Origin of the sequence: Methylobacterium tardum (assembly GCF_023546765.1) — a bacterium.
Lineage (GTDB): Bacteria > Pseudomonadota > Alphaproteobacteria > Rhizobiales > Beijerinckiaceae > Methylobacterium > Methylobacterium tardum.
Genome location: NZ_CP097484.1, coordinates 4,024,755 through 4,038,025 on the forward strand (window position 1 = coordinate 4,024,755; position 13,271 = coordinate 4,038,025).

10 protein-coding genes are annotated in these 13,271 nt (G+C 69.2%); 6 read left to right on the top strand and 4 right to left on the bottom strand.

Annotation, left to right across the window (positions count from 1 at the left end; translation table 11 throughout):
* Positions 1–566 precede the first annotated feature (566 nt).
* The 4 genes from M6G65_RS19230 to M6G65_RS19245 form a co-directional block, all read right to left on the bottom strand.
* Positions 567–797, bottom strand: a complete 231-nt coding sequence (locus M6G65_RS19230) for a hypothetical protein (protein WP_238196125.1) — start codon at positions 795–797, stop codon at positions 567–569.
* A 337-nt stretch (positions 798–1,134) separates the two neighbouring features.
* On the bottom strand, positions 1,135–2,733 hold the full coding sequence (purH, locus tag M6G65_RS19235; protein WP_250102728.1) for a bifunctional phosphoribosylaminoimidazolecarboxamide formyltransferase/IMP cyclohydrolase: 1,599 nt from the start codon (positions 2,731–2,733) through the stop codon (positions 1,135–1,137).
* Positions 2,734–2,803: 70 nt separating this feature from the next.
* On the bottom strand, positions 2,804–4,552 hold the full coding sequence (locus M6G65_RS19240) for a heparinase II/III family protein (protein ID WP_238196123.1): 1,749 nt from the start codon (positions 4,550–4,552) through the stop codon (positions 2,804–2,806).
* 463 nt (positions 4,553–5,015) lie between these two features.
* Entirely contained in the window at positions 5,016–5,978 is a 963-nt protein-coding gene (locus M6G65_RS19245) for a metal ABC transporter substrate-binding protein (RefSeq protein ID WP_238196122.1), read from the bottom strand.
* Between the two features lie 151 nt (positions 5,979–6,129).
* On the opposite strand from M6G65_RS19245, the gene M6G65_RS19250 reads away from it, so the two are divergent.
* The 6 genes from M6G65_RS19250 (at position 6,130) to oxlT (ending at position 13,172) form a co-directional block, all read left to right on the top strand.
* Entirely contained in the window at positions 6,130–6,651 is a 522-nt protein-coding gene (locus tag M6G65_RS19250; RefSeq protein ID WP_238196121.1) for a Spy/CpxP family protein refolding chaperone, read from the top strand.
* Between the two features lie 92 nt (positions 6,652–6,743).
* Positions 6,744–8,504: an ABC transporter ATP-binding protein gene (locus tag M6G65_RS19255; RefSeq protein WP_238196120.1), complete on the top strand. Its 1,761-nt coding sequence runs from the start codon at positions 6,744–6,746 to the stop codon at positions 8,502–8,504.
* Positions 8,505–8,664: 160 nt separating this feature from the next.
* Positions 8,665–9,684, top strand: a complete 1,020-nt coding sequence (locus tag M6G65_RS19260; protein ID WP_430929577.1) for a branched-chain amino acid aminotransferase — start codon at positions 8,665–8,667, stop codon at positions 9,682–9,684.
* A gap of 96 nt (positions 9,685–9,780) precedes the next feature.
* Complete coding sequence (locus M6G65_RS19265; protein ID WP_250102729.1) at positions 9,781–10,392, top strand: hypothetical protein; 612 nt, start codon at positions 9,781–9,783, stop codon at positions 10,390–10,392.
* Entirely contained in the window at positions 10,392–11,582 is a 1,191-nt protein-coding gene (locus M6G65_RS19270) for a zeta toxin family protein (RefSeq protein ID WP_250102730.1), read from the top strand. Before M6G65_RS19265 ends, M6G65_RS19270 begins: the two co-directional genes overlap by 1 nt.
* A 303-nt stretch (positions 11,583–11,885) precedes the next feature.
* Positions 11,886–13,172, top strand: coding sequence for an oxalate/formate MFS antiporter (gene oxlT, locus M6G65_RS19275; protein WP_238196117.1), 1,287 nt, complete (start codon positions 11,886–11,888; stop codon positions 13,170–13,172).
* The last annotated feature ends 99 nt before the right edge of the window (positions 13,173–13,271 follow it).

Genomic DNA, 13,271 nt, shown 5'->3' on the forward strand with positions numbered 1-13,271 from the left:
TCTGCCCAATCGACGCCCAGGCCGCCCGCGCGGCCTGGGCGTTGTCATGTCGGCCCTGGCGGAGCCCGCCCAGCGCAGCAATCCGGACGGCTGTGCTGTCATGCCGCGTGCGCTGGATCACGCCGTTCGGAGTGGCCGACCGATATACCCACGCGCCATCTGCCGTGAATTCTAAGTAACACGATATTAAATCAAATTATAGAAGCCATTTCTCAACCGAATATCTGACTCTATTTAGACATTATGCCCAAAACTATTAAGTTTTCGATGCGATCGCAAAACGACGTCGGTATGCGAGAAGACAATTTAAACTCAAGTGTGGATCCGCGATCAAAGACGGATCGATGGAACCAAAATCCGTGCATTACCGTATAGAGTGGCCCGAAGCCGAAGACCGGAAACCAGCGGACGTGACTGACGTGAAAACGAGACCCGTGCGTGAATCGGGCAAGAGGCCACCACTTCTACTTGTAGTCAGCTGGTGCCTGGCAACATTAGCGATCTGGATTGTCGTGAACAATCAGGCCGGTCGGTGGGTCTGGTGGTGGTGATGGCGGCGGCCGGCGTCAATTGTTCTCCGGGTAACCGCCGAGATAGGCGCCGAGCAGATATCCGGATTGGTGCGCGGTGAGATAGCCGAGCGCGATCAGTACGTGCAGAAGATCGATCCCGTAAACGGCCGTGAAGATGGTCATCGCCGTGAACAGGATGACGCACGAAGTCATCACCAAGACAATCACGCCGAACAGACGGCCGATCAGCCATCCGACCAAGAACAACATCGCGGCGACGAGCATCAAACCACCCAGACCAGATCGCGTTCAGACATTGCGCGACGCAATCAGCGCGAACACATATGGATCATCATGGCGATCCGGGGGTACGATATCAAGTCGCGTTCGTTTTTTACCTCTGACGGACTATTTGATAAAATTTTCGATTACAAAAAACGCTAGATTAACATAGTCAAACGCCACAGCGCCGAATTTTTACAGAACGTCAGTCCATAAACACTATTGTGAGCGTTGCGCCGATGCGCACCCGAGGCCGGAAAATCGGTCCCGGGCGCGCATTCGCGACAGAGCGTTAACGGCAGCCCCGGACCAAGCGAGGTCCGCCGGATCGGACCGCGCCTCAGTGACGGAAATGGCGATGTCCCGTCAGGACCATCGCGAGGCCGGCCTCGTCGGCCGCCGCGATCACGTCCGAGTCGCGCATCGAGCCGCCCGGCTGGATCACCGCCGTCGCACCCGCCTCGGCTGCGGCCAGCAGACCGTCGGCGAAGGGGAAGAAGGCATCCGACGCCACGACGGAACCGACCGCGAGGCTCTCCGGCAGGTTGAGGCGTTTGGCGCCCTCGGCGGCCTTCCAGGCGGCGATGCGCGAGGAATCGACCCGCGACATCTGACCCGCGCCGATACCCACGGTGGCGCCGGCCTTGGCGTACACGATAGCGTTCGACTTCACGTGCTTGGCGACGCGATAGGCGAAGCGGAGATCGGCGAGTTCCGCCTCGGTCGGCGCACGCCGGGTGACGACCTGAAGCGGCATGTCGTCCACGACGGCCGCGTCCCGGCCCTGGACCAGCAGGCCGCCGGAGAGGGAGCGCACGGTCTCGCCGCCGGCCCGGGGATCGGGCAGGCCGCCGGCCAGGAGGAGCCGCAGGTTCTTCTTGGCCGCGACGACCGCCACCGCCTCGGGCGTGGCATCCGGGGCGATGATCACCTCGGTGAAGATCTCGGCGATCCTGCGGGCTGCCTCTTCGTCCAGCGTCCGGTTCAACGCCACGATGCCGCCGAAGGCCGAGGTCGGGTCGCAGCTCAGCGCCCGCTCATAGGCCTCCACCAGGCTCGCGCCCTCAGCGACGCCGCACGGGTTGGCGTGCTTGATGATCGCCACCGCGGCCGAACGCGCCGGGTCGAACTCGGCGACGCATTCGTAGGCCGCATCCGTGTCGTTGAAGTTGTTGTACGACAGCTCCTTGCCCTGGAGCTGGCGGGCCGTGGCGACGCCGGAGCGCGCCTTGCCGGGAGCTCGGTAGAAGGCGGCGCTCTGGTGTGGGTTCTCGCCGTAGCGCAGCCCTTGCGCGAGGGTGCCACCGAAGGCGCGGAACAGGGCCGGCTCGTCGCAACCGAAGCGGCCCGCCATCCAGTTGGCGATGGCCGCGTCGTAGGCGGCAGTGCGGGCAAACGCCTTCTGCGCCAGGCGGCGGCGCAGCTCCGCCCCGGTGGCGCCGTCGTTGGCTTCGAGCGCGGCCAGAACGGCCGGATAGTCCGACGCGTCGGTGACGACGGCCACGTCCGCGTGGTTCTTGGCCGCCGCGCGGATCATGGCCGGCCCGCCGACATCGATGTTCTCGATGCAGTCGGCATCCGGCTTGTCGGCCGCGATGGTTGCCTCGAACGGGTAGAGGTTCACCACCAGCAGGTCGATCGCCCCGATCCCGTGGGCGGCGAGCGCGGCTTGGTGCTCGGGGTTGTCGCGGATGGCGAGCAGACCGCCATGCACCGCCGGATGCAGCGTCTTCACCCGGCCATCCATCATCTCGGGGAAGCCGGTCAGGTCGGCGACCTCGGTCACAGGCAGGCCGGCTTCCTGCAGCGTCCGGTGGGTGCCCCCCGTCGAGACCAATGCGACGCCGCGCTCGTGCAGCGCCCAGGCGAAGTCGACGAGGCCGGTCTTGTCGGAGACCGAGAGGAGCGCGCGGGAGACCCGCACCTGATCGTGCGCCATAGCTTCGTGCCGGGGTTCGAGATTTCGGCGCGCGGTAGCATGGAAACGGGCGGCCGGGCCAGCCGCCCTGTCAAGATGGCGCGATGCCTCTGAGGGGCGCCGAGGCCAGGCGCTCGAAGCTCCAGCGCACCTCGACATCCTCGGCGACCCGCAGGTGGAGCACGATCTGGTCGGTGCGGCGCGGTCCGGTCAGTCCGGAAAAGTACACGCTCTCCTCGAGGGCGATCTCGGCGTTCTCCGCGCGGAAGGTCCAGATCTCGCCGAGCGCCGAGGCGAGTTCGAGGCCTTCCGGAACGCCCCGCACGGCAATGCCGGGATGCAGGTGGAAGCGAATGGCGACGTTCTGGCCGCGCTGGCGCGCTCGGCTGGAGGCCTTGCCCTGGCGCAGGAAGGCGTCCCGGCCCTCCAGGCGCGCGCTCGCGGCGAAGAGCTGCCAGCGCCGCTCGTGCACGATGCCGAAATCTCGCCCGTAACCGTTGTGCCGGGCCGCGAGGGTGACGCTGTCGTCATCCTCGGCCCGCTCGGCCGCCACTTCGGACGGGCCGCCCAGCACCACGGGCCCGCGCCGCCGGATCAGCCAGTCGGCCAGCCAGCGATCACCCCACCAGCCGGTGCGGGTGAGAAACCGGCACGAGGACGCGTCGCCGACCGAGGCGGTGGAATGCGCGGGCGTCGAGCGGGCGAGGAGGCGCAGATCCGGCCCACTCGCCGGCAGACCGCAATTGACGATGATCCGCTGGGGGCCACTCGACATCTCGAACGCGAGGCAGCCGGCCCCGGCATTGACCGAATAGGGCAACGGCGGGCTCGCGCCGACATCGGCCACGATCACGACCCGGCCACCCTCCAGGCGCTCGTAGCCGGAGTTCGGCGCATGCATCAGCGGCCGGGCGAGCGCACCGTCGTAGACCAGCAGCGTCGCGAGATGGTCCGCATCGGTGGCGCCCATGCCGTTGAAATGGCTGAGCGAGGCGTCCGGGTGCCGCAGCAGCCGCAGGAGCGGCAGCATCCGGTCGACGGCGCGCAGCAGGGCCAGCGGCGGCTCGACGCTGCGGCTGAGATAGCTCTGCCGCAGAGGCAGCAGGTCGAGCAGCAGCTCCATGGCGAAGCGCGGGTCGCGGGAGCGGTGGCCGCCGTCGGTGAGGATCTGCCGGTCGAGTTCCCGCGACAGGATCCGGGTCGCCCGGCGCAGGATCGGCTGGATGCCGTCGCAGCACAGGCCGGCATAGCAGAGCGCCACCGCGGCGTTGAGGCGCCATTGCGGCGGCACGCCGCGCCGGATGTCGCGCTCGAGCTGCTGCGCGTTGCGGGCGATCGCCTTGAGGAAGTTCTGGTAGAAGCCGTGGTCGGCCCCCTCCAGCACGAGCGGGGACTGGCACAGGAACGAGATCAGCCGCCGGGCCGCCACCGGCGTCTGCCGGGCGAGCGCCGCGTCGCCCCGTCCGGCGATGAAATCGGCCACGAAGGCGCGGGCGTTGGCCCGAGCAAGTGCGGTGTCGGCGGCGCGCAGGTGCCGCAGCCAGCCGAAGCCGTAGAGCTCGTCGGCCCATTCCGGCGAGGGCGGCGCATAGTCGAAGGGCGAGCCGCCGCTCGCAGCCAGGGAGCGGCCCGCGAAGACGAACAGGCCGGCGTAGATGTCGTCCGCGAAGGTCGCGTCGGAGGTACGCAGATCCTGGGGGGCGATCACCAGCCCGGTCACTCGCATCCGGGCGAGGATGTCGGGCGGCGCGGTGACGCTGGCGCTGGCCGCGCGGACTGCGCGCGCGGCCTCGCGCGCGACGAGCCGATAGAAGCGCCAGCGGTCAGGCCCCCAAGCCACGCGATCTCCGAGCTGCGCGTTTTCACAAGGCCCCAAGGCCTTGAGCCCTCGTCGACGAGGATCGGCTGGCACCCGTTTCGTAAGGCTAGTTGGGGCGTCTTAACCGCCGGTTTACGCTATGTCATGTCCGACGCGGTGAAGGCGAATGACCGCGAGGCCTCGGGATGCACCCGCGAAGCCGGAGCCCACTTCACCCGTCATCCCGGGGCCGCGCAGCGGAGCCCGGGATCCAGAGCCGCCGATGCGCCAGAATATCGCGTGACATCGCTTCTGGATTGACCGCCTTCGGCATGCCCCTTCGGGTCCAGGCTCGCCTTCGGCGCCCCGGAATGACGAGCCTGATCGACCGGCTCGAGACCCCGGCGCGGCGATGGTCCGCCTTTGCGTGGCATTCCAACCTCGCAGGGAGAAAAGTCCCGCACCATTTGTGACCGCCGGACACGCTGCGTGCCCGCCGACGGCTCTAGCCCGGCATCAACGCGGCGTCGAAGGCCTGCACATTCGATCGCATCAGGTCGAGATAGGTCGCGGCCGGCCCGTCCGGTGCCGAGAGCGCGTCGGAATAGACCTTGCCGCCGATCCGGGCGCCGCCCTCGCGGGCGATCTGCTCCATCTGGCGCGGATCGCTGATGTTCTCGAGGAAGACCGCAGGGACGCGCTCCTTGCGGATCTGCCGGATGATCGCCGCGACATCCCGCGGGCTCGCCTCACTGTCGGTGGACACGCCTTGCGGTGCGATGAAGCGCAGGCCGTAGGCCGCCGCGAAGTAGCCGAAGGCGTCGTGAGTCGTGATGATCCGCCGCCGCTCCGGCGGGATGCGAGCGATCGCTGCCCGGACGTCCCGCTCCAGCGCGTCGAGCTTGACGAGGAAGCCGGTCGCGGCCTCCCGATAGGCGTCGGCATGGGCCGGATCGACCTTGGCCAGCCCGTCCCGGATATTCGCCACGTAGATCCGTACGTTGGCGACATCCTGCCAGGCATGCGGGTCCACCGCGTGATCCCCGTGGTCGCGGTCGCGGTCGCCTGGGCCGTCCCCAAGGGCATGTTCGTCCTGCGCGGCGATCGGCGCGATCCCCATGGAGGCGACCACCACCGGTGCGCGCGTGCCGGAGGCGCGGATCAGCCGGTCGAGCCATCCCTCCAGCCCCAGGCCGTTGACGAAAACGATGTCGGCCTCGGCGACCTTGCGTGCGTCGCCCGGCGAGGGGCTGAACCCGTGCGCGTCGGAGTCGGGGCCGACGAGCGGCGACACCGTCACGTGCGCGCCGCCCACCTCCCGCACCAGATCGGCCAGGATCGAGAAGCTCGCGACCGCACGGACCGGACCCTCCCCGGATCCCGCCGCGGCCGGCCCGCCGAGACCGAGACACACGGACAGAACCGCGAGCCACGCCATCCCGATCGTTGCCGTCGCCCGCCGCACCATGTCCGCCTCCGCCAACCGCATGGCACCGGACGTAATGTAACATTGTTACATACACAAGCGGGATACAAGCCCGGCGCTCGATGCGCGGCGTTGGGCGCTGCCGCCGGCCGTCGGTCAGCACGGCGCCCAGAGCGTTAAGACGGAGGTGTTCATGTCCCGACGTTTGAGAGCGGCCATCCTGATCACCGGTGCCCTCGGGCTGGGGCTCGCCGGCGCGGCCGTTGCGCGCGACCACGGCCCCGAGGGCTTCCGCGGGCACGGGCGCTGGAGCGCGCTCAGCCCCGAGGACCGTGCGGCCTTCACGGATGCCCGCATCGCGGCCCTGCATGCCGGCCTAAAGCTCAATCCCGACCAGGAGAAGCTATGGCCGCCGGTAGAAGCGGCGATCCGCGACATGGCGAAGCTGCGCCAGCAGCGCCGCGAGGCCATGCGCGACCGGCCCAAATTCGGCGACGACGCCCCCGCGGCCCTGCGGGCGATGGCGGATTCCGCGACCGCCCGCGGCGACGCCCTGCGCAAGCTCGCCGATGCCTCGCAGCCGCTCTACGCCAGCCTGGACCAGGATCAGAAGCGGCGTGCCATGATCCTCGCTCGGCCCATGGGCGGGCCGCGTCACGGCGGCTGGCATCACGGCCATGACGACGAACGCGGACCGCACGGCGACGACCGCTGACCAAAAGCCTTGATCCGCGGCGGCGGCGGCGGCAAACCGCAGCCGCCGCGCATCCTGTCCGGCGGCGGCACTGATCCGACCCGGTAGGTTTCATGGCGCGCCTTCCCGGCGACACGGCCCCCCTCCTCGCCCGGCTCTGGCGCATCTGGCTGTACCCGCACCGGGCTACCCTCGCGGTCGTGCTGGTGCTGATCGCGCTGGTCGGCGCCTCGACTGGGCTCTACCCGGCGCTGATCAAAGCCGCGTTCGACGCCTTCGACCGCAAGGACGCCGCGGCGATCGCCTACGGGCCGGTGGTGGTGATCGTGGTCACGGCCACGCGCGGATTCGCGCTCTACGGGCAGACGGTCCTGACCAACCGCGTCGTGACCCGGGTCGAGGCCGACATGCAGGCGGCGCTCTACGGGCACCTGATCGACTCGGATCTCGCCCAGCTCGGCCGCGAAAGCCCCGCGGCGCTGACCCAGCGCTTCACCACCGACTTCGCCTTCATCAAGGAGGCGCTGACCCGCATCTCGACGGTCCTGCTCCGCGACATCGCCATGCTGATGGGCTTGGTGGCGGCGCTGATCTGGATGGATCCGGTGCTTACACTGGTGGCCGGCGTCACGGTCCCGTTCGTAGCCGGGCCGATCGGCCGGATCGGCAAGAAGCTCCGGCGGGTCTCGACCTCGACGCAGGAGCAGATGGGCGCCACCGCCAGCCTGATCTCCGAGAGCCTGCAGGGCGCCCGCATCGCCAAAACCTACGCGATGGAACCCTACCTGAAGGGCCGCGCCGCAGCGGCGCTCGACGAGGTGCGCCGCCTCAAGATGAAGGCCGCCAATGCCCGCGGGCGCCTCGACCCGCTCCTCGAGATCGGCGGCGGTATCGCGGTGGCGGGCGTGCTGGTGCTGGTCGGGCAGCGCGTCCTGGCGGGCGAGAAGACGGTCGGCGACTTCACCGGCTACGTCGCAGCCTTATTGCTTGCCGCGCAGCCGGCCCGGGCGCTGGGCAATCTCAACGCCATCCTGCAGGAGGCGGCGGCCGCGCTGCGGCGCTACTTCGACGTGATGGACGAGGCGCCGGCCATCCGCGAGGCGCCGGGTGCCCACCCGTTGACGGTGACCGCCGGCGCGATCCGCTTCGCGGGCGTGCACTTCCGTTACCGGCCGGACGCGCCGGCGCTTGAGGGCATCGACCTCGCGGTCACGCCCGGCTCGGTGACGGCCCTGGTCGGGCGCTCCGGATCCGGGAAATCCTCGCTGCTCAACCTCGTCCCGCGCCTCTACGACGTCACCGGCGGCGCCGTGACAATCGACGGCCAGGACGTCCGCGCCGTGACCCTGGCGTCCCTGCGCGCCGCGGTGGCGGTGGTCTCGCAGGAGGTCGTCCTGTTCGACGACACGATCGCCGCCAATATCGGCTTCGGCCGTCCGGGGGCGACCCGCGCGGAGATCGAGGCGGCGGCCCGCGCCGCGGCGGCCCACGGCTTCGTCACGGCCCTGCCGGAGGGATACGAGTTCCGAGTCGGACCCGGCGGCGGCCGGCTCTCCGGCGGCGAACGTCAGCGCGTGGCCCTCGCCCGCGCCTTCCTCAAGGACGCGCCGATCCTGCTCCTCGACGAGGCGACCTCGGCTCTCGACTCCGAATCGGAGCGCCTGGTCCAGGAAGCACTGACCCGGCTGATGCGCGGCCGGACGACCCTGGTAATCGCCCATCGCCTCTCGACGGTGCGCGACGCCGATCAGATCGCCGTGATGGACGCCGGCCGCGTGATCGAGACCGGACGCCACGATGACCTGCTCGCGGCCGGCGGCGCCTATGCGCGCCTGCATCGGCTGCAGCTGTCGGAGCCCGCGAGCGCGGAATGACTCGCATATGCGGCGACGCCGTCATGCGCCGGCTCCGTAGATTCGCGCGCCGGAGCGCGCCATAAGGGCCTCAGCCGATGAGGACCACACCGTGAGCGACCTGACGTTCGAGATCCAAAGTCATCCCGCCCCGCGGACCGCCGAGGAGCGGGCCGCGCTGATGGCGAATCCCGGCTTCGGCAAGGTGTTCACCGACCACATGGTGGTGGCGCGCTACGAGGCCGGTCGCGGCTGGCACGACGCCCGGATCCAGGCGCGCCAGGCGATCCCCCTCGATCCCGCCTCCGCGGTGCTGCACTACGCGCAGGAAATCTTCGAGGGCCTCAAGGCCTACCGCACCGCCGATGGCGGCGCCGCCCTGTTCCGGCCGGACGCCAATGCCCGCCGCTTCCGCCACTCGGCCGAGCGCCTGGCGATCGCACCGTTTCCCGAGGACGCGTTCGTTGAGGCGATGCACAAGCTGGTCGAGATCGACCGTGCTTGGATCCCCAACACGCCGGACGGGAGCCTCTATCTGCGGCCGTTCATGATCGCCACGGAGGCGTTCCTCGGCGTCAGGCCGGCTTCCGAGTACCTGTTCATCACCATCGCGTCGGCGGTGGGCTCGTACTTCAAGGACCCGAACAACGCCGTCTCGGTCTGGGTCTCTGAGCATTACACGCGGGCGGCGCCGGGCGGCACCGGCGCGGCCAAGTGCGGCGGCAATTACGCGGCGAGCCTCGCGGCGCAATCGGAGGCCGTCGCGCAGGGCTGCGAGCAGGTCGTGTTCCTCGACGCGGTCGAGCGCCGCTACATTGAGGAACTCGGCGGCATGAACGTGTTCTTCGTGTTCGAGGACGGGACGCTGGTCACGCCGCCGCTGTCGGACAGCATCCTGCACGGGATCACTCGCGATTCGGTCCTCACGCTGGCGCGGGAGGCCGGGCTGACCGTGAAGGAAGAGCCCTACACGATCGACGCGTGGCGCGCCGACGTGCGGGAGGGCCGCCTGACCGAGGCCTTCGCCTGCGGCACGGCGGCGGTGATCACGCCGATCGGCACCGTGAAGGGCCGGGAGGAATCCTTCACCATCGGGAACGGCAAGGCCGGGCCGGTGGCCCAGCGGCTGCGAAGCCTGCTGGTCGACATCCAGCGGGGCAACACCAACGACGCCCATGGCTGGTTCCAGAAGGTCTTTTAGCGTCTTCGGAGGGCAGGTTGAGGTTTCACGGCTCGCCCTCCCGATCTGACACGCGCCCACCCACCCCCTCTGCGGGGGCGGGAAGGAGACGTGCGGATGACCGACGCGCCGGCCACCGCCCCGGAAGCGGCCATCGGCCCCTGGAACCCGGGCGTCCGGTCCGATCTGCCGTCCGCCTTTCTGCCGCTGGTCACCGTCTACCGGTCCGAGCACGTCGAGACGCCGCTTCGCGACGCCCTGGATCTGAGTGACCTCTGCGGGCTGCCTGCCCGGCAGCTCACCCGGTTCCGGGCCGGTCGCCTCGTCGTCCACGAGGTCCTGATCCGGGTCATGTCGGACTTGTCCGTGCCCGTGGGCGCGGTCTACGCCGACCTCGGCGTGAACTTCCGGGCCATCGTCGCCACGATCCTGCGCGAGGGGATCGAGCCCCGCCTCGGCGAGGTCGAGGCCGTCCTTGCCGGGATCCGCTCCGAGGCCGACGCGGTTCTCGACCGCGAGATCGCCGCCATCCTGAACGACCCGCCGGCCCCGCCTCCGCCGAAGCCGCGCTGGCTCGACCGGCTCCTCGGGCGCCGCCCGCCGGCGGTCGAAGCCCCGCGCGAGGATCTCCCGACCCGGGCCCTGCGCCATCTCGAAACCTGCAGCGGCGCGCCGCCGAGGCCGGAGACGGCCTGGAAATTGCCGCCTGCGAGGCCCTGCGCACCGTAGTGTCGGGCCTCATCGCCCGCCAGAACGCCGTCATCCGCGATGCGGCCCTGCTGCGGACCATCGCGGGGACGCTGGTGTCGAACGGCTACGGCAGCCGCCGCATCGGCGAACTGATCGAACCCTGGATCGGCGCGGTGGTGGACGCGCGCGGCTACCGCCGTCTGGTGCCGCAGGACCACCCGGTGGTCATGAACGTCAAGGGCGCCTCGGCCTCCGGCAAGAGCACGATCCGCCCCTACCAGCTCGGGCTTGCCAAGCGCCTCGGCATGGCGTGGTCGGATTTCGCGGTCATCACCCCGGACGTGTGGCGCAAGTACCTCCTCGACTACGACAGCCTGGGGCCGGCCTCCCGCTATGCTGGGACTCTGACGGGCTACGAGGTCGAGATCATCGACATGAAGCTCGACCGCTACGTCACCCGTAAGGCGGCCGAGCGGCGGATCTCGAACCTCCTGATCGACCGGTTCCGGTTCGACAGCTTCCAAGCCGAGGCCGGATCCGACGGCGGCGGCCAGCTGCTCACGCGGTTCGGCGACCGGGTCTACATGCAGTTCATGGTCACGCCTCCGGCCGACACCGTCGAGCGGGCCTGGAAGCGCGGCGAGCTGTTCGGCCGCTACAAGGCGGTGGAGGACCTGCTGGCCCATAACGTCGAGGCCTATACCGGGATGCCGCGCCTGTTCTTCAACTGGGCGCTGTCGCGGGACAAGCAGGTGGTCTGCGAGTTCCTCGACAACAGCGTGCCGCTCGGCGAGCGCCCACGCACGATCGCGTTCTGGGCAGACGGAATCCTCAACATCCTCGACGTGAAGGGGCTGATCGACATCGATCGCTTCCGGAAGGTCGATATCTTCGCCCGCGGCCCCGAGGCGGTGTTCAAGGGCGCCGACCTCTCGGCATCCGCCAACACCGCCTTCCTGCGCGAGTGCCTGCGCCGGATGGCGGTCGTCCGCTTCGTTCAGGCCGAGACCGGACGGGCGATCCTGCGCCTCGATCGCGGGCGGATCACCGCGCTGGATCCAAGCGCCCTGACGGCGGTCAAGGAGGGGTCGGAATGGGCGGCCGCCTGCGCACTCATCGGCTTTCCGGACGATCCGACCGCGATTCCCGCCCTCGATGAGACGCTGAGCCCGGCCGACGCGCCGACGCTCGGCGCCTGGGGGCCTAGTACTGCCACAGAGGAGCGATAGCGACGCCGGGTGGCTTTCTCGGGCGCGTCGGGACGCGGGAGACCTGGGCGCCAACCTTGGTTGCTTCGCCCCGCTCGCGAAGACGGCGGCGAGGCCACCACGGCCGGCGGAAAGACCGCCCGTCGGGAGGCTGTGCCGGCCGATTCCACCCGGGCGCAAAACGGAATAATATCGCCGTCCTGACAGTTCATCCCGTCCGTCTCACGCTGGTATATTGCATACCTAGAACGGATGTGCATGATCATCGGCGTACGAGAGACGCCGCCATAGCAAGGCCGCGCCGCCCAAGAGAGAGGCTCAGGGATGGAACGCCAGGATTCGCCGTCGGCGAAATGGTGGCAGCTCGCCTTCGGCGTGATCTGCATGGCCATGATCGCCAACCTTCAATACGGTTGGACGTTGTTCGTCGATCCGATTGACCAGCGCTATCACTGGGGCCGCGCGGCCATCCAGCTCGCCTTCACGCTGTTTGTCGCCACCGAGACATGGCTGGTCCCGGTCGAGGCCTGGTTCGTCGACCGCTACGGCCCGAAGATCGTGGTCGCCTTCGGCGGCGTGATGATCGCCCTGGCCTGGACGATCAACGCCTACGCCGACAGCCTGGCCATGCTGTATCTCGGAGCCGTTGTCGCCGGCATCGGCGCGGGCTCGGTCTACGGCACCTGCGTGGGCAACGCCCTCAAGTGGTTCCCGCATCGCCGCGGCCTCGCCGCCGGCGCTACGGCCGCCGGATTCGGCGCCGGTGCGGCCATCACGGTGGTTCCGATCGCCCGCATGATCGCTTCCAGCGGCTACCAGGACGCGTTCCTGTATTTCGGCCTCGGCCAGGGTGCCGTGGTGCTGGCCCTCGCCTTCCTGCTGCGCAAGCCGTCGACCAACACGCCGGTCCAGCGCAAGAGCACGCGCCTTCCGCAGACCAAGGTCGACCGCAGCCCCCGCGAGGCGGTTCGCACCCCGGTCTTCTGGGTCATGTACGTGATGTTCGTGATGGTGGCGTCGGGCGGCCTGATGGCGGCGGCGCAGATCGCCCCGATCGCTCACGACTTCCAGGTGGCGAATGTCCCGGTGAGCCTGTTCGGCCTCCAGATGGCCGCGCTGACGCTGGCGATCTCCCTCGACCGCATCTTCGACGGGTTCGGACGACCGTTCTTCGGCTTCGTCTCCGACCATATCGGCCGCGAAAACACGATGTTCATCGCCTTCTCCACGGCGGCGCTGGCGGTGATCACGCTCCTGACCTACGGGCACAACCCGATGGTGTTCGTGCTCGCCACGGCAGTGTATTTCGGGGTGTTCGGCGAGATCTACTCGCTGTTCCCGGCGACCTGCGGCGACACGTTCGGCTCCAAATACGCCGCCAGCAATGCCGGCCTGCTCTACACCGCCAAGGGCACCGCGGCCTTCCTGGTCCCGTTCGCCAGCCTGCTCTCGGCGGCTTACGGCTGGTCGGCGGTGTTCACGCTGATCATCATCCTCAACGTGACCGCCGCGGCGCTCGCCATGTTCGTGCTGCGCCCGATGCGGGCCCGCTACCTCGCTGAGACCGAGCACGCCCCCGCGCTCGCCGCCCAACCGGTCCGGACGGCCTGAACGGCCCCCCGCCCCACGACGTCACGCAAGCGACGCCCGACCTTCACGGATCTCCCGCCCTTCCCCTCCTCGGGAACGTGGGGGATCCCCCAGCCAGCC

Coding starts and splice junctions, on each gene's coding strand:
- M6G65_RS19230 (WP_238196125.1), bottom strand. CDS start 797: ATGCTCGTCGCCGCGATGTTGTTCTTGGTCGGATGGCTGATCGGCCGT.
- purH (WP_250102728.1), bottom strand. CDS start 2,733: ATGGCGCACGATCAGGTGCGGGTCTCCCGCGCGCTCCTCTCGGTCTCC.
- M6G65_RS19245 (WP_238196122.1), bottom strand. CDS start 5,978: ATGGTGCGGCGGGCGACGGCAACGATCGGGATGGCGTGGCTCGCGGTT.
- M6G65_RS19250 (WP_238196121.1), top strand. CDS start 6,130: ATGTCCCGACGTTTGAGAGCGGCCATCCTGATCACCGGTGCCCTCGGG.
- M6G65_RS19255 (WP_238196120.1), top strand. CDS start 6,744: ATGGCGCGCCTTCCCGGCGACACGGCCCCCCTCCTCGCCCGGCTCTGG.
- M6G65_RS19260 (WP_430929577.1), top strand. CDS start 8,665: ATGGCGAATCCCGGCTTCGGCAAGGTGTTCACCGACCACATGGTGGTG.
- M6G65_RS19265 (WP_250102729.1), top strand. CDS start 9,781: ATGACCGACGCGCCGGCCACCGCCCCGGAAGCGGCCATCGGCCCCTGG.
- oxlT (WP_238196117.1), top strand. CDS start 11,886: ATGGAACGCCAGGATTCGCCGTCGGCGAAATGGTGGCAGCTCGCCTTC.